Origin of the sequence: Bacillus pseudomycoides DSM 12442 (genome assembly GCF_000161455.1) — a bacterium.
In the GTDB taxonomy this organism is placed as follows: domain Bacteria; phylum Bacillota; class Bacilli; order Bacillales; family Bacillaceae_G; genus Bacillus_A; species Bacillus_A pseudomycoides.
Genome location: NZ_CM000745.1, coordinates 87805 through 103283, shown reverse-complemented (window position 1 = coordinate 103283; position 15479 = coordinate 87805). Strand labels below are relative to the sequence as shown.

Genomic DNA, 15479 nt, shown 5'->3' with positions numbered 1-15479 from the left:
ACAAACATGCGAAGGGAGGATAAATCAAATGCCTACTATTAACCAATTAGTGAGAAATGGTCGTACTGATAAAGTATGGAAATCTAAATCACCTGCGTTAAACAAAGGTTTCAACTCTTTAAAGAAAAAATCAACTGATATCTCTGCACCTCAAAAACGTGGTGTGTGTACTCGTGTTGGTACAATGACTCCAAAGAAACCGAACTCAGCGTTACGTAAATACGCTCGTGTACGTTTAACAAATGGTATCGAGGTTACAGCTTACATCCCAGGTATCGGTCATAACCTACAAGAGCATAGCGTAGTATTAATTCGCGGTGGTCGTGTAAAGGATTTACCAGGGGTACGTTACCACATCGTTCGTGGTGCGCTTGATACAGCTGGTGTTGACAAACGTATGCAAGGACGTTCTAAATATGGTACTAAGCGACCAAAACCTGCTAAAAAATAATAAACTTAAAATGAAAGGAGGAACTCAATATGCCTCGTAAAGGACCTGTTGCGAAACGTGACGTGTTACCAGATCCAATGTACAATTCTAAACTTGTAACACGCCTAATCAACAAAATGATGGTTGACGGTAAAAAAGGTAAATCTCAAACAATTCTTTATAACGCGTTCGATATCGTTCGTGAACGTGCTGGTAAAGAGCCTATGGAAGTATTCGAGCAAGCTCTTAAGAACATCATGCCTGTTCTTGAAGTACGCGCTCGTCGTGTTGGTGGTGCTAACTACCAAGTTCCAGTTGAGGTTCGTCCAGAACGCCGTACAACTTTAGGTCTTCGCTGGTTAGTAAACTATGCTCGTCTTCGTGGTGAAAAAACTATGGAAGAGCGTCTAGCTTACGAAATCTTAGATGCAGCTAACAACGCTGGTGCATCTGTTAAGAAACGTGAAGACACTCATAAAATGGCAGAAGCTAACAAAGCATTTGCTCATTACCGTTGGTAGGATTCAACGTAAAATAAATGTATGCATAAACCGCTTTATTTGTCGCTTATGGAAGTGTGGAGAGGGAGAATGCCTCTCCCTTTCGTTGGGCGCTCGTTTTACATAATGAGGGTACTGGACACTGGCATATGTAACAATATAAAGTGGCTTTTTTGCTACTTAAAATAAAATAATCCAATCCATATATGGAAGGAGCAAGACACCAAATGACAAGAGAGTTCTCTTTAGAAAACACTCGTAATATTGGTATCATGGCTCACATCGATGCTGGTAAAACAACAGCAACTGAGCGTATTCTGTATTACACAGGACGTATTCATAAAATCGGTGAAACTCATGAAGGTGCATCTCAGATGGACTGGATGGAGCAAGAGCAAGAGCGTGGTATCACAATTACTTCTGCTGCAACTACAGCTCAATGGAAAGGTCACCGTGTAAATATCATTGACACTCCAGGACACGTAGACTTCACAGTAGAAGTAGAACGTTCTTTACGCGTACTTGATGGTGCGGTAGCAGTACTTGATGCACAATCTGGTGTAGAACCACAAACAGAAACTGTTTGGCGTCAGGCTACTACTTACGGCGTACCTCGTATCGTATTCGTTAACAAAATGGATAAGATCGGTGCAGATTTCTTATACTCTGTAGGAACAATCCACGATCGTTTACAAGCAAACGCACATCCAATTCAGTTACCAATCGGTGCTGAGGACGAGTTCAATGGTATCATTGACCTTGTTGAAGAGTGTGCTTACATGTACGGTAACGATTTAGGAACAGACATCGAGCGTGTTGAAATTCCTGAAGAGCACAAAGAACTAGCTGAAGAATACCGTGGAAAACTTATTGAAGCGGTAGCTGAGCTTGATGAAGAAATGATGATGAAGTACCTAGAAGGTGAAGAAATTACTGTAGAAGAGCTTAAAGCTGGTATCCGTAAGGCTACAACTTCTGTTGAATTCTTCCCAGTAATCTGTGGTTCTGCATTCAAAAATAAAGGTGTTCAGATTCTGTTAGACGCAGTTATTGACTACTTACCATCTCCATTAGATGTACCTGCTATTAAAGGTACTCTTCCGGATACAGATGAAGCTGTAGAACGTAAGTCTAGCGATGAAGAGCCATTCGCAGCTCTAGCATTCAAAATCATGACTGACCCTTATGTTGGTAAATTAACGTTCTTCCGTGTATATTCTGGTGTGTTAAACTCTGGATCATACGTGAAAAACTCAACTAAAGGTAAGCGTGAGCGTGTAGGACGTATCCTACAAATGCACGCTAACAGCCGTGAAGAGATTTCAACAGTTTACGCTGGTGATATCGCTGCTGCTGTTGGTTTAAAAGATACTACTACTGGTGATACTCTTTGTGACGAGAAGAGCCTTGTTATCCTTGAGTCTATGGAATTCCCAGAGCCAGTTATCTCTGTAGCTATCGAACCAAAATCTAAAGCTGACCAAGATAAAATGGGTACAGCATTATCTAAGCTTTCTGAAGAAGATCCAACATTCCGTGCTCACACTGACCAAGAAACTGGCCAAACAATCATCGCTGGTATGGGTGAACTTCACCTTGATATCATCGTTGACCGTATGCGTCGTGAATTCAAAGTGGAAGCAAACGTTGGTGCTCCTCAGGTAGCATACCGTGAGACTTTCCGTGCTGCTGCGAAAGTTGAAGGTAAGTTCGCTCGTCAATCTGGTGGTCGTGGACAATTCGGTCACGTTTGGATTGAGTTTGAACCTAATGAAGAAGGTAAAGGATTCGAATTCCAAAACAAGATCGTCGGTGGTGTAGTTCCACGTGAATACATCCCAGCTGTTGGAGCAGGTCTTGAAGATGCACTTAAAAATGGTGTACTAGCTGGTTATCCACTAGTTGACATTAAAGCTGCATTAGTTGATGGATCTTACCATGATGTTGACTCCTCTGAGATGGCGTTCAAAATCGCTGCATCTATGGCGCTTAAAGCTGCGGTTTCTAAATGTAGCCCAGTAATTCTTGAGCCAATGATGAAAGTTGAAGTTGTAATTCCTGAAGAGTACATGGGTGACATTATGGGTGACGTAACATCTCGTCGTGGACGTGTAGAAGGTATGGAAGCTCGCGGTAACGCACAAGTTGTTCGCGCTATGGTTCCACTTTCTGAAATGTTCGGTTATGCAACGTCATTACGTTCTAACACGCAAGGACGCGGAACATTCTCAATGACATTTGATCATTATGAAGAAGTACCGAAGTCTGTTTCAGAAGAAATTATCAAAAAAAATAAAGGTGAATAATTGATTTTTATCGATTGTTCAAGTATAACTACTTATGTAAGCTTAGAAAGTGGGACTTAAGTTTCACTTTCTAGTCTAAATATAAAATAACCTATATAAACTAAGGAGGAATTTAGAATGGCTAAAGCTAAATTCGAACGTTCTAAACCCCATGTTAACATCGGTACAATCGGCCACGTTGACCATGGTAAAACTACATTAACTGCTGCGATCACTACAGTTCTTGCAAAAGCTGGTGGTGCTGAAGCACGCGGATACGACCAAATCGATGCTGCTCCAGAAGAAAGAGAGCGCGGTATCACAATCTCAACTGCACACGTTGAGTACGAAACTGAAACTCGTCACTATGCACACGTTGACTGCCCAGGTCACGCTGACTATGTTAAAAACATGATCACTGGTGCTGCTCAAATGGACGGCGGTATCTTAGTAGTATCTGCTGCTGATGGCCCAATGCCTCAAACACGTGAGCACATCCTTCTTTCTCGTCAAGTAGGTGTTCCTTACATCGTTGTATTCTTAAACAAATGCGACATGGTAGACGACGAAGAATTATTAGAATTAGTAGAAATGGAAGTTCGCGACCTATTATCTGAATACGGATTCCCAGGCGACGATATTCCTGTAGTTAAAGGTTCTGCTCTTAAAGCTCTTCAAGGAGAAGCTGAGTGGGAAGAAAAAATCATCGAATTAATGGCTGAAGTTGATGCTTACATCCCAACTCCAGAACGTGAAACTGACAAACCATTCTTAATGCCTATCGAGGATGTATTCTCTATCACAGGTCGTGGTACAGTTGCAACTGGACGTGTAGAGCGTGGAGTAGTTAAAGTTGGTGACGTAGTAGAAATCATCGGTCTTGCTGAAGAGAACGCTTCTACAACTGTAACTGGTGTAGAAATGTTCCGTAAACTTCTTGACCAAGCTCAAGCTGGAGACAACATTGGTGCTCTACTTCGTGGGGTTGCTCGTGAAGACATCCAACGTGGACAAGTTCTTGCTAAAAGCGGTTCTGTAAAAGCTCATGCTAAATTCAAAGCTGAAGTTTTCGTATTATCTAAAGAAGAAGGTGGACGTCACACTCCATTCTTCGCTAACTACCGTCCGCAATTCTATTTCCGTACAACTGACGTAACTGGTATCATCCAATTACCAGAAGGTACTGAAATGGTAATGCCTGGTGACAACATCGAAATGACTATCGAACTTATCGCTCCAATCGCAATCGAAGAGGGAACTAAATTCTCTATTCGTGAAGGTGGACGTACAGTAGGTTACGGTGTAGTTGCTACAATCGTTGCTGAATAATCTTTAAATAGATTATTAAAAACTCAAGGGAGAATCCCTTGAGTTTTTTTATTGCTTGTTTATATAGAAGAAAGAGGTGCATTTTCTATTTTTGAATGAGTTTCTTCTATAGTATATAAAACGAAAGTAACGACCAAAAATTGCAAGTTAAATGAGAGTAGATGAAAACTTGAAATTCTTTAAAGTGCCATGTATAATAGCAAAAGTAGAGAAAAGTAGATGCAAACAAAAAGATGCTTGCATCTAGACGAATAACATTGTATAATAGACAATGTTGGTCTTTGACTGCGATGAAGTGGAAGGTTGCTGACACACCCGGCCGCTTTGCCATGGCATGGTGTGGGGAAATTTCCATGGAGAAGGTCTATTTTAGAAATAGGCGAACGAAGGAGGGAAAATAATGGCAAAAGAAAAAATTCGTATCCGTTTAAAAGCTTACGATCACCGTATTCTTGATCAGTCAGCTGAGAAAATTGTAGAAACAGCTAAGCGTTCTGGGGCAACAGTTTCTGGTCCGATCCCATTACCAACTGAAAAAACTGTTTACACAATTCTTCGTGCTGTTCATAAGTACAAAGATTCTCGTGAGCAATTCGAAATGCGCACGCACAAACGTCTAATCGACATCGTGAGTCCTACTCCGCAAACAGTAGATTCATTAATGCGTTTAGATTTACCATCTGGTGTAGATATCGAAATCAAACTATAATTTATATAACTTAAAAATGTAGGAGGTGTAACTCATGACCAAAGGAATCTTAGGAAGAAAGATCGGTATGACTCAAGTATTTGCTGAAAACGGTGAGTTAATCCCAGTAACAGTAATCGCTGCGACTCCAAACGTTGTTCTTCAAAAGAAAACAACAGAAACTGACGGCTATAATGCAATTCAGTTAGGATTTGACGATAAACGTGAAAAGTTAACTAACAAACCTGAACAAGGCCACACTGCTAAAGCATCTACTACTCCTAAGCGCTTCATTCGCGAAATCCGCGATGCAGACGTGGACGGATTAGAGGTTGGTCAAGAGGTAAAAGTTGAAGTTTTCACTGCAGGTGAAATCGTTGACGTAACAGGAATTTCTAAAGGTAAAGGTTTCCAAGGTGTTATTAAACGCCACGGACAATCTCGCGGACCTATGTCTCATGGTTCTCGCTATCACCGTCGTCCTGGTTCAATGGGCCCAGTTGCTCCGAACCGTGTATTCAAAGGTAAAAAACTTGCTGGACGTATGGGTGGAGACCAAGTTACAATCCAAAACTTAGAAATCGTTCAAGTTGACGCTGAGCGCAACTTATTACTAGTAAAAGGTAACGTTCCAGGTGCTAAGAAATCTCTTGTAGTTGTTCAAGGCGCTGTGAAGGTTAGTAAATAATTCACAATAGGAAGGAGGAATTCCAATGCCAAAAGTTACTGTATATAACCAAACTGGTTCACAGGTTGGTGAAATCGAATTAGCTGAAGCTATTTTCGGTATCGAACCAAATGAAGCTGTACTTTTCGAAGCTGTAATGATGCAACGTGCATCTTTACGTCAAGGTACACACAAAGTAAAAACTCGCTCTGAAGTGCGCGGTGGTGGTCGTAAACCATGGCGTCAAAAAGGAACTGGACGTGCTCGTCAAGGTTCTATCCGCTCTCCTCAATGGCGTGGTGGTGGTACGGTATTCGGACCTACACCAAGAAGCTATGCTTACAAACTTCCTAAGAAAGTTCGTCGCTTAGCTATTAAATCTGCATTAGCTACTAAAGTAGTTGAGAACAACATTGTAGTTCTTGAAGACCTAGTGTTAAATGCACCGAAAACAAAAGACATGGTAGCAGTACTTAAAGGATTAACTGTAGAGAAGAAAGCTCTTATCGTAACTGCTGATGCAAACGAAGCTGTAGAGTTATCTGCTCGCAATATCCCTGGAGTAACAGTAATCACTGCTGATGGCGTAAACGTTTTAGACGTGCTTCATCATGATAAGCTAATCATGACAAAAGCGGCAGTGGAAAAAGTAGAGGAGGTGCTTGCATAATGAGAGATCCTCGTGATATCATTAAGCGCCCAGTTATCACTGAACGTTCTATGGAAATGATGGCTGAAAAAAAATACACGTTCGATGTGGACGTTAAATCTAATAAAACAGAAGTTAAAGACGCTGTAGAAGCGATCTTTGGTGTTAATGTAGAGAAAGTAAACATCATGAACTACAAGCCGAAAGCAAAACGCGTTGGTCGTCACGCTGGTTTTACTAACCGTCGTCGTAAAGCAATCGTTAAGCTAACTGCTGACAGCAAAGAAATCGAAATCTTCCAAGGTGTTTAATTCTTACTAAAGAAGGAGGGAAATTGAGATGGCAATTAAAAAGTATAATCCAACTACTAATGGTCGTCGTAACATGACTACGAATGATTTCGCTGAAATTACGACTGACAGACCGGAAAAGTCTTTACTTGCGCCTTTAAGCAAAAAGGCTGGTCGTAATAACCAAGGTAAAATTACTGTACGTCACCAAGGTGGCGGACATAAGCGTCAATACCGTATCATCGACTTTAAACGTAACAAAGATGGAATTCCAGGACGCGTTGCTACGATCGAATACGATCCAAACCGCTCTGCGAATATCGCATTAATTAACTACGTTGACGGTGAAAAACGTTACATCCTTGCTCCTAAAAACTTAGAAGTAGGTATGGAAGTTATGTCTGGCGCTGAAGCTGACATTAAAATCGGTAACGCATTACCATTAATCAACATTCCAGTAGGTACTGTTGTTCATAACATCGAGCTTAAGCCTGGTCGTGGCGGACAATTAGTTCGTTCTGCTGGTACATCTGCTCAAGTACTTGGTAAAGAAGGAAAATACGTACTTGTACGCTTAACTTCTGGTGAAGTGCGTTTAGTATTATCTGCTTGCCGCGCTACAGTTGGTCAAGTAGGTAACGAACAACATGAACTTATCAAAATCGGTAAAGCGGGTCGCTCTCGCTGGTTAGGTAAGCGCCCAACAGTTCGTGGTTCTGTAATGAACCCAGTTGATCACCCACACGGTGGTGGTGAAGGACGCTCTCCAATCGGACGTAAGTCTCCAATGTCTCCATGGGGTAAACCAACTCTTGGATTCAAGACTCGTAAGAAAAATAAAGCGTCTGATAAATTTATCGTTCGTCGTCGTAAAAAATAATGGGATTGTAGTACGGTTCATTTCTAGAACCGTACGCCAATCACGAAGGGAGGCACCACAATGGCTCGTAGCTTAAAAAAAGGACCATTTGTCGATGATCACTTAATGAGCAAAATGGAAAAATTAGTTGCATCTGAGCAAAAACAAGTTGTTAAAACTTGGTCTCGCCGTTCAACAATCTTCCCTCAGTTCATCGGTCATACAATTGCTGTATATGATGGTCGTAAACACGTACCTGTGTACATCACTGAGGATATGGTTGGCCATAAGTTAGGTGAATTCGCACCAACTCGTACGTACAAAGGTCACCTTGCTGACGATAAGAAAACTAGAAGATAATGAGAGGAGGCACTTCAATGCAAGCTAAAGCAGTAGCGAGAACAGTTCGTATTGCTCCTCGTAAAGTTCGTTTAGTTGTAGACTTAATCCGAGGTAAGCAAGTGGGTGAAGCGATTGCTATCCTTAACCACACACCAAAAACTGCTTCTCCAGTTGTAGAGAAAGTTTTAAAATCTGCAATCGCAAATGCAGAGCACAATTACGAAATGGACATTAACAACCTAGTTGTTGAAACAGTTTTCGTTGACGAAGGTCCAACGTTGAAACGTTTCCGTCCACGTGCAATGGGTCGTGCAAGCCAAATTAACAAACGCACAAGCCACATTACAGTTGTGGTATCAGAAAAGAAGGAGGGATAATCGATGGGTCAGAAGGTTAATCCAATTGGTCTTCGTGTCGGTGTTATCCGTGACTGGGAATCTCGTTGGTTCGCTGAAAAAGATTACGCTACATTATTACATGAAGACATCAAAATCCGTGAGTACATTACTGTACGCTTAAAAGATTCTGCTGTTGCTAAAGTAGAGATCGAACGTGCAGCAAATCGTGTAAATGTTACAATTCACACTGCAAAACCTGGTATGGTAATTGGTAAAGGTGGTACAGAAGTTGAAGCACTTCGTAAAGCTCTTAACCAATTAACAGGCAAGCGTGTACACATCAACATCTTAGAAGTTAAGAGAGCTGATCTTAACGCTAAATTAGTAGGCGAAAACATCGCTCGTCAATTAGAAAACCGTGTATCTTTCCGTCGTGCACAGAAGCAAGTAATTCAACGTGCTATGCGTGCAGGAGCTAAAGGTATTAAAACACAGGTTTCTGGTCGTCTTGGCGGAGCTGATATCGCTCGTGCAGAATCTTACAGTGAAGGAACTGTTCCACTTCATACACTTCGCGCTGATATTGACTATGCAGCAGTTGAAGCTGATACAACATACGGTAAATTAGGCGTAAAAGTATGGATCTACCGTGGAGAAGTCCTTCCTACAAAAAAGAAAGCTTCTGAGGAAGGAGGAAAATAATATGTTAATGCCTAAACGCGTAAAATATCGTAGAGAGCATCGTGGTAAAATGCGTGGTCGTGCAAAAGGTGGAGCTGAAATTGCTTTCGGTGAATTCGGTTTACAAGCACAAGCTGCTTCATGGATTACAAACCGTCAAATCGAAGCTGCTCGTCGTGCAATGACTCGTTACATGAAACGTGGCGGTAAAGTATGGATTAAAATTTTCCCTTCTAAGCCTTACACTGCAAAACCTCTAGAAGTACGTATGGGTTCCGGTAAAGGGGCACCAGAAGGCTGGGTAGCAGTAGTAAAACCTGGGAAAATTATGTTCGAAATCGCGGGTGTATCTGAAGAGGTAGCACGCGAAGCATTACGTCTTGCAGCTCACAAATTACCAGTGAAATGTAAATTCGTAAAACGTGAAGAAAATGGTGGTGAATCTAATGAAAACTAATGATATTCGTGAATTAACCACTGCCGAAATCGAAACAAAAGTTAAAGCTTTAAAGGAAGAGTTGTTTAATCTTCGCTTCCAACTTGCTACAGGACAATTAGAGAATCCAACTCGCATCCGTGAAGTGCGTAAAGCGATCGCTCGTATGAAAACTGTAGTTCGTGAAAGAGAGATCGGAATTAATCGATAAATTGAGGGGAGGTTTGCATAGTGAGCGAACGTAACCAACGCAAAGTTTATACTGGTCGTGTAGTGTCTGACAAAATGGACAAAACGATTACAGTTTTAGTTGAAACTTACAAAACTCATTCCTTGTACGGAAAACGTGTTAAGTATTCTAAAAAGTACAAAGCCCATGATGAGCAAAACCAAGCAAAAATTGGCGATATCGTAAAAATCATGGAAACTCGCCCGCTTTCTGCTACTAAGCGTTTCCGTTTAGTTGAAATCGTTGAAGAAGCGGTTATTATCTAAATAGACGAATCGGAATTTTTAGTCCGAAGGGAGGTTTCATAACATGATCCAACAAGAATCTCGTTTGAAAGTTGCTGACAATTCTGGTGCACGTGAACTTTTAACAATTAAGGTATTAGGCGGCTCTGGTCGTAAATATGCTAACATTGGTGATATTATCGTTGCTACGGTAAAACAAGCAACACCAGGTGGCGTTGTTAAAAAAGGTGACGTTGTTAAGGCAGTAGTGGTACGTACGAAGAGCGGAGCTCGTCGTCCGGACGGTTCTTATATTAAATTTGATGAAAACGCAGCGGTTATCATTAAAGACGATAAGAGCCCACGTGGTACTCGTATCTTTGGACCAGTAGCTCGTGAATTACGTGATAGCAACTTCATGAAGATCGTTTCTTTAGCTCCAGAAGTTCTATAATTTAAGGTATTGCCTTGCTAAGGAGGTGCAGAATTAAGATGCATGTAAAAAAAGGTGATAAAGTACAGGTAATCACTGGTAAAGACAAAGGAAAACAAGGTGTTATCCTTGTGGCTTTCCCAAAGCAAAACCGTGTTATCGTTGAGGGTGTTAACATCGTTAAGAAACACTCTAAGCCATCTCAATTAAATCCACAAGGTGGAATTATTACGAAAGAAGCACCTATTCACGTTTCTAATGTTATGGTATTAGATCCGAAAACAGGCGAACCTACTCGTGTAGGCTTCAAAGTAGAAGATGGTAAAAAAGTTCGTATTGCAAAAAAATCTGGTGAATTATTAGATAAATAATTTTCTTAAGAAAGGAGGTCACTTCATTGAATCGCCTTAAAGAGAAGTTCCAAAAGGAAATTACTCCTGCTCTAGTGAGCAAGTTTAACTATAAATCTGTGATGGAAGTACCGAAAATCGAAAAGATCGTAATCAACACTGGTGTTGGTGACGCGGTATCTAACTCAAAAGCTTTAGACAATGCAGTAGAAGAATTAACGCATATCGCAGGTCAAAAACCTGTTGTAACTCGCGCTAAAAAATCAATCGCTGGTTTCCGTCTTCGTGAAGGTATGCCAATCGGTGCAAAAGTAACTTTACGCGGTGAGCAAATGTATGAGTTCTTCGACAAATTAGTATCAGTTTCTTTACCACGTGTGCGTGATTTCCGTGGTGTTTCTAAGAAATCATTCGACGGTCGTGGTAACTACACATTAGGTGTTAAAGAGCAACTAATTTTCCCTGAGATTGATTATGATAAAGTAAGTAAAGTCCGCGGTATGGACATCGTAATCGTTACTACAGCGAAAACTGATGAAGAAGCTCGTGAACTTTTAACACAATTCGGTATGCCATTCCAAAAATAATGGAAGCCAACGCTAAGTAGAGGAGGCGAAAACGTGGCTAAAAAATCTATGATCGCGAAACAAAAGCGTACTCCTAAGTTTAAAGTACAAGAGTATACACGTTGCGAACGCTGCGGTCGTCCGCATTCTGTATACCGCAAATTTAAACTTTGCCGTATTTGTTTCCGTGAACTTGCATATAAAGGTCAAATTCCTGGTGTTAAAAAAGCTAGTTGGTAAAACCCACAAATGGGAAGGAGGTAAAACACATGGTGATGACAGATCCAATTGCAGACATGCTTACTCGCATCCGTAATGCGAACATGGTACGTCATGAGAAATTAGAGGTTCCTGCTTCTAAAATCAAAAAAGAGATCGCTGAACTTTTAAAACGTGAAGGTTTCATTCGTGATGTAGAATACATCGAGGATAACAAACAAGGTATCCTTCGTATTTTCCTGAAATATGGTGCAAACAATGAACGTGTAATCACTGGATTAAAACGTATCAGTAAACCTGGCTTACGCGTTTACGCTAAAGCTGACGAAGTACCACGTGTACTTAACGGATTAGGTATCGCTCTTGTTTCTACATCTAAGGGAGTAATGACAGACAAAGATGCTCGTCAATTACAAACTGGTGGAGAAGTAGTAGCATACGTTTGGTAATATATATTTAAAACGAACGGAGGTGTGACCACATGTCTCGTATTGGTAAAAAGATTCTTGAAATCCCTGCAGGTGTTACTATCACAGTTGCAGAAGACAATACTGTAACAGTAAAAGGCCCTAAAGGTGAATTAACTCGTACTTTCAATGCTGATATGTCTATCAAAATTGAAGAAAATACACTAACAGTTGAGCGTCCATCTGAACAGAAGGAACACCGTGCATTACACGGTACAACTCGTGCTTTAATCGGAAACATGGTTGAAGGTGTAACTACAGGTTTCGCACGCGGACTTGAATTAGTCGGTGTTGGTTACCGTGCTCAAAAACAAGGTGATAAACTTGTATTAAGCGTAGGTTATTCTCATCCAGTAGAAATGACTCCGGAAGCAGGACTTGAAGTTGAAGTACCTGCACCAACTAAAATCGTAATTAAAGGTATCGACAAGCAACGTGTTGGCGAATTTGCTGCTAACATCCGTGCTGTACGTGCTCCAGAGCCATATAAAGGCAAAGGTATTCGTTACGAAGGCGAAGTTGTTCGTCGTAAAGAAGGTAAAACTGCTAAGTAAACCCGTTAGGTGAGAGAAAGGAGTGACAAGAATGATCACTAAAGCTGATAAAAATGCGACTCGTAAGAAAAGACATGCACGTGTACGTGCAAAACTTACTGGTACTGCAGAACGTCCACGTTTAAATGTGTTCCGTTCTAACCAACATATTTACGCTCAAGTTATTGATGATGTAAATGGTGTAACATTAGTAAGTGCATCTACTCTTGATAAAGACCTTGCTCTTAACGGTACTAGCAATATTGAAGCTGCTACGAAAGTTGGAGAATCAGTTGCTAAGCGTGCTGTAGAGAAAGGCGTTAAAGAAGTAGTATTTGATCGCGGTGGTTACTTATACCATGGCCGTGTTAAAGCTCTAGCTGAAGCTGCTCGTGAGGCTGGATTACAATTTTAATGGTCAAAGGAGGGAAAATTGATGCATCGCATTGACCCAAGTAAATTAGAACTTGAAGAACGTGTAGTTACGATAAATCGTGTTGCGAAAGTTGTTAAGGGTGGTCGTCGTTTCCGCTTTGCTGCACTAGTTGTAGTTGGCGATAAAAACGGTCATGTTGGATTCGGTACGGGTAAAGCACAAGAGGTACCAGACGCAATTCGCAAAGCTATCGAAGACGCTAAGAAAAACTTAATCACAGTACCATTAGTTGGTACAACAATTCCACACACAATCAACGGTCATTTTGGAGCTGGTGAAGTATTCTTAAAACCTGCTGCTGAAGGTACTGGAGTTATTGCTGGTGGACCAGTTCGTGCGGTACTTGAATTAGCTGGTGTACAAGATATTCTTTCGAAATCTCTTGGTTCTAACACACCAATTAACATGATTCGCGCTACTGTGAACGGATTAAGCGAGCTTAAGCGCGCTGAAGATGTTGCAAAATTACGCGGTAAATCTGTAGAAGAGCTACTAGGTTAAGAAGGAGGGAAAACAAATGGCGAAAAAGTTAGAAATTACCCTCACTCGTAGTGTAATTGGTCGTCCACAAGATCAACGTGCGACGGTAGAAGCTTTAGGTCTTAAAAAGTTGAATTCAACTGTAGTTAAGGAAGAAACTCCTGCTATTCTTGGTATGATCAACAAAGTTTCTCACCTTGTAACTGTAAAAGAAGCTTAAGGATAACTCATTAATATAAGGAGGTGCCTGGGAATGAAACTTCATGAATTAAAACCTGCAGAAGGTTCTCGTAAAGTACGTAACCGTGTCGGTCGTGGTATCGGTTCTGGTAACGGTAAAACTGCTGGTAAAGGTCATAAAGGACAAAACGCACGTTCTGGTGGCGGTGTTCGTCTTGGCTTCGAAGGTGGTCAAACTCCATTATTCCGTCGTTTACCAAAACGCGGCTTCACAAACATTAACCGTAAAGAGTTTACTATCGTAAACTTAGCAACGTTAAATCGTTTTGAAGATGGTACAGAAGTAACACCTGAATTATTGCTGGAAACTGGCGTTATCAGCAAATTAAACGACGGTGTTAAAGTTCTTGCAAGCGGAGCTGTAGAGAAAAAATTAACTGTTAAAGCGCACAAGTTCTCTTCAAGTGCTAAAGAAGCAATTGAAGCAGCTGGTGGATCAGTTGAGGTGATCTAATGTTTCGTACAATCTCCAACTTTATGCGCGTTGCTGAGATAAGACGTAAAATATTATTCACTTTAGCGATGCTAATCGTATTCAGGATTGGCACGTTTATCCCAGTGCCATTTACAAATGGAGACGTACTGAAAGCACAAGATCAGTTAAATGCTTTAGGCATCCTAAATACATTTGGCGGTGGCGCGTTGAAAAACTTCTCCATCTTTGCGATGGGAATCATGCCGTATATTACAGCATCCATCATCGTGCAATTATTGCAGATGGATGTTGTTCCTAAATTTTCGGAATGGTCGAAGCAAGGCGAAATGGGCCGTCGTAAACTAACGCAATTCACGCGTTATTTTACAATTGTTCTTGCGTTTATTCAGGGGTTTGGTATGTCAATCGGTTTTAACGGTATGGTAGGTGGACAGTTAATTTTGAATCCAGGTTGGAGCACTTATTTATACATTGCTACGGTACTGACTGCTGGTACTGCATTTTTAATGTGGTTAGGTGAACAGATTACAGCTAAAGGTGTAGGTAATGGTATTTCCATCCTGATCTTTGGTGGTATTGCCGCAGCGATCCCAAGTGTAATATCTCAAGTGTATCAACAACAGTTTCAAAATGCCGGAGATCAATTGTTCATGAGTATTGTTAAAGTTGTATTGATTTTACTAGCTGTGTTAGCAGTTGTTGTTGGTGTTATTTTCATTCAACAAGCTGTTAGAAAGATCCCAATTCAATATGCGAAGCGTGTAACAGGAGGAAATGGTAATCATGCTGGAGCACAAAACACACATTTACCGCTTAAGGTAAATAGTGCGGGTGTTATTCCAGTAATTTTTGCTGTTTCATTCTTGATTACACCTCCAACTATTGCACAGTTCTTCCCGAAACATGACGTATCGCAGTGGATTATTGCAAACTTTAACTATTCCCACCCAGTGGGAATGATAATATATGTAGCGCTCATTGTAGCCTTCGCATACTTCTATGCATTTGTTCAGGTTAATCCAGAGCAAATGTCAGAAAACCTAAACAAGCAAGGTGGATATGTTCCAGGTATTCGTCCGGGTAAGAATACAGAACAATATCTAACAAAAATCTTGTATCGTTTGACCTTTGTAGGATCTATTTTCCTAGCAGCGATTGCAATTCTTCCAGTTATCTTTACGAAATTGGGAAATCTTCCTCCATCTGCACAGATCGGTGGAACGAGTATGTTAATCGTTGTCGGCGTTGCTTTAGAAACAATGAAGCAGCTAGAAAGCCAACTGGTAAAACGCCATTACAAAGGGTTTATCAAGCAGTGAGTAAGTGGGAAGAATTGTCTTCCCTACATGCTCATGTATTGAGGGGGAACAAG

26 protein-coding genes are annotated in these 15479 nt (G+C 41.0%); all 26 read left to right on the top strand.

The window, feature by feature from the left end:
• Nucleotides 1-28 precede the first annotated feature (28 nt).
• The 26 genes from rpsL to secY all read left to right on the top strand — a co-directional run bounded on the left by rpsL (nucleotide 29) and on the right by secY (nucleotide 15426).
• Nucleotides 29-451 (top strand): 30S ribosomal protein S12, encoded by a 423-nt coding sequence (gene rpsL / locus BPMYX0001_RS00620; RefSeq protein ID WP_001142341.1) that lies wholly within the window; start codon nucleotides 29-31, stop codon nucleotides 449-451.
• A 29-nt stretch (nucleotides 452-480) separates the two neighbouring features.
• Nucleotides 481-951: a 30S ribosomal protein S7 gene (gene rpsG, locus BPMYX0001_RS00615; protein WP_003194344.1), complete on the top strand. Its 471-nt coding sequence runs from the start codon at nucleotides 481-483 to the stop codon at nucleotides 949-951.
• A gap of 206 nt (nucleotides 952-1157) precedes the next feature.
• Nucleotides 1158-3236, top strand: coding sequence for an elongation factor G (fusA, locus tag BPMYX0001_RS00610; protein ID WP_018767347.1), 2079 nt, complete (start codon nucleotides 1158-1160; stop codon nucleotides 3234-3236).
• A 117-nt stretch (nucleotides 3237-3353) separates the two neighbouring features.
• The gene (gene tuf / locus BPMYX0001_RS00605) at nucleotides 3354-4544 is read left to right on the top strand and encodes an elongation factor Tu (protein ID WP_003205504.1); all 1191 of its coding nucleotides are present in this window, start codon (nucleotides 3354-3356) and stop codon (nucleotides 4542-4544) included.
• A gap of 400 nt (nucleotides 4545-4944) precedes the next feature.
• Nucleotides 4945-5253 (top strand): 30S ribosomal protein S10, encoded by a 309-nt coding sequence (rpsJ, locus tag BPMYX0001_RS00600; protein WP_001040596.1) that lies wholly within the window; start codon nucleotides 4945-4947, stop codon nucleotides 5251-5253.
• Nucleotides 5254-5287: 34 nt separating this feature from the next.
• Nucleotides 5288-5920, top strand: a complete 633-nt coding sequence (rplC, locus tag BPMYX0001_RS00595; RefSeq protein ID WP_003194350.1) for a 50S ribosomal protein L3 — start codon at nucleotides 5288-5290, stop codon at nucleotides 5918-5920.
• Between the two features lie 25 nt (nucleotides 5921-5945).
• Nucleotides 5946-6569, top strand: coding sequence for a 50S ribosomal protein L4 (rplD, locus tag BPMYX0001_RS00590; protein ID WP_003194351.1), 624 nt, complete (start codon nucleotides 5946-5948; stop codon nucleotides 6567-6569).
• The gene (gene rplW, locus BPMYX0001_RS00585; RefSeq protein ID WP_006093110.1) at nucleotides 6569-6859 is read left to right on the top strand and encodes a 50S ribosomal protein L23; all 291 of its coding nucleotides are present in this window, start codon (nucleotides 6569-6571) and stop codon (nucleotides 6857-6859) included. The genes rplD and rplW overlap by 1 nt, the downstream gene beginning before the upstream one ends.
• A gap of 28 nt (nucleotides 6860-6887) precedes the next feature.
• Nucleotides 6888-7718, top strand: a complete 831-nt coding sequence (gene rplB, locus BPMYX0001_RS00580; RefSeq protein WP_006093109.1) for a 50S ribosomal protein L2 — start codon at nucleotides 6888-6890, stop codon at nucleotides 7716-7718.
• 60 nt (nucleotides 7719-7778) lie between these two features.
• Nucleotides 7779-8057, top strand: a complete 279-nt coding sequence (rpsS, locus tag BPMYX0001_RS00575; RefSeq protein ID WP_000124454.1) for a 30S ribosomal protein S19 — start codon at nucleotides 7779-7781, stop codon at nucleotides 8055-8057.
• A gap of 17 nt (nucleotides 8058-8074) precedes the next feature.
• Nucleotides 8075-8416, top strand: coding sequence for a 50S ribosomal protein L22 (rplV, locus tag BPMYX0001_RS00570; protein WP_003194358.1), 342 nt, complete (start codon nucleotides 8075-8077; stop codon nucleotides 8414-8416).
• A 3-nt stretch (nucleotides 8417-8419) separates the two neighbouring features.
• Nucleotides 8420-9079, top strand: a complete 660-nt coding sequence (rpsC, locus tag BPMYX0001_RS00565; protein ID WP_000529958.1) for a 30S ribosomal protein S3 — start codon at nucleotides 8420-8422, stop codon at nucleotides 9077-9079.
• Between the two features lies 1 nt (nucleotide 9080).
• Nucleotides 9081-9515, top strand: coding sequence for a 50S ribosomal protein L16 (gene rplP, locus BPMYX0001_RS00560; RefSeq protein ID WP_016116953.1), 435 nt, complete (start codon nucleotides 9081-9083; stop codon nucleotides 9513-9515).
• Nucleotides 9505-9705, top strand: coding sequence for a 50S ribosomal protein L29 (gene rpmC / locus BPMYX0001_RS00555; protein ID WP_000855718.1), 201 nt, complete (start codon nucleotides 9505-9507; stop codon nucleotides 9703-9705). The genes rplP and rpmC overlap by 11 nt, the downstream gene beginning before the upstream one ends.
• A 20-nt stretch (nucleotides 9706-9725) precedes the next feature.
• Nucleotides 9726-9989 (top strand): 30S ribosomal protein S17, encoded by a 264-nt coding sequence (rpsQ, locus tag BPMYX0001_RS00550; RefSeq protein ID WP_016116954.1) that lies wholly within the window; start codon nucleotides 9726-9728, stop codon nucleotides 9987-9989.
• Between the two features lie 43 nt (nucleotides 9990-10032).
• Nucleotides 10033-10401, top strand: a complete 369-nt coding sequence (rplN, locus tag BPMYX0001_RS00545; protein WP_000615912.1) for a 50S ribosomal protein L14 — start codon at nucleotides 10033-10035, stop codon at nucleotides 10399-10401.
• 38 nt (nucleotides 10402-10439) lie between these two features.
• Nucleotides 10440-10751 carry a 50S ribosomal protein L24 gene (gene rplX / locus BPMYX0001_RS00540; protein ID WP_000558201.1) on the top strand — a complete coding sequence of 104 codons (312 nt, stop codon included), beginning with the start codon at nucleotides 10440-10442 and terminating at the stop codon, nucleotides 10749-10751.
• Nucleotides 10752-10777: 26 nt separating this feature from the next.
• On the top strand, nucleotides 10778-11317 hold the full coding sequence (gene rplE, locus BPMYX0001_RS00535; RefSeq protein WP_018767345.1) for a 50S ribosomal protein L5: 540 nt from the start codon (nucleotides 10778-10780) through the stop codon (nucleotides 11315-11317).
• A 33-nt stretch (nucleotides 11318-11350) separates the two neighbouring features.
• Entirely contained in the window at nucleotides 11351-11536 is a 186-nt protein-coding gene (gene rpsN, locus BPMYX0001_RS00530; protein ID WP_001085700.1) for a 30S ribosomal protein S14, read from the top strand.
• Between the two features lie 29 nt (nucleotides 11537-11565).
• Entirely contained in the window at nucleotides 11566-11964 is a 399-nt protein-coding gene (gene rpsH / locus BPMYX0001_RS00525; RefSeq protein ID WP_000245511.1) for a 30S ribosomal protein S8, read from the top strand.
• A gap of 32 nt (nucleotides 11965-11996) precedes the next feature.
• Nucleotides 11997-12536 carry a 50S ribosomal protein L6 gene (rplF, locus tag BPMYX0001_RS00520; protein WP_003194369.1) on the top strand — a complete coding sequence of 180 codons (540 nt, stop codon included), beginning with the start codon at nucleotides 11997-11999 and terminating at the stop codon, nucleotides 12534-12536.
• Between the two features lie 31 nt (nucleotides 12537-12567).
• Nucleotides 12568-12930 (top strand): 50S ribosomal protein L18, encoded by a 363-nt coding sequence (gene rplR, locus BPMYX0001_RS00515; RefSeq protein ID WP_000628816.1) that lies wholly within the window; start codon nucleotides 12568-12570, stop codon nucleotides 12928-12930.
• Between the two features lie 21 nt (nucleotides 12931-12951).
• The gene (gene rpsE / locus BPMYX0001_RS00510; protein WP_003194373.1) at nucleotides 12952-13452 is read left to right on the top strand and encodes a 30S ribosomal protein S5; all 501 of its coding nucleotides are present in this window, start codon (nucleotides 12952-12954) and stop codon (nucleotides 13450-13452) included.
• A gap of 16 nt (nucleotides 13453-13468) precedes the next feature.
• Nucleotides 13469-13651, top strand: a complete 183-nt coding sequence (rpmD, locus tag BPMYX0001_RS00505) for a 50S ribosomal protein L30 (RefSeq protein ID WP_001085234.1) — start codon at nucleotides 13469-13471, stop codon at nucleotides 13649-13651.
• Nucleotides 13652-13684: 33 nt separating this feature from the next.
• On the top strand, nucleotides 13685-14125 hold the full coding sequence (gene rplO, locus BPMYX0001_RS00500) for a 50S ribosomal protein L15 (RefSeq protein WP_006093108.1): 441 nt from the start codon (nucleotides 13685-13687) through the stop codon (nucleotides 14123-14125).
• Complete coding sequence (gene secY / locus BPMYX0001_RS00495; RefSeq protein ID WP_018767343.1) at nucleotides 14125-15426, top strand: preprotein translocase subunit SecY; 1302 nt, start codon at nucleotides 14125-14127, stop codon at nucleotides 15424-15426. The genes rplO and secY overlap by 1 nt, the downstream gene beginning before the upstream one ends.
• The last annotated feature ends 53 nt before the right edge of the window (nucleotides 15427-15479 follow it).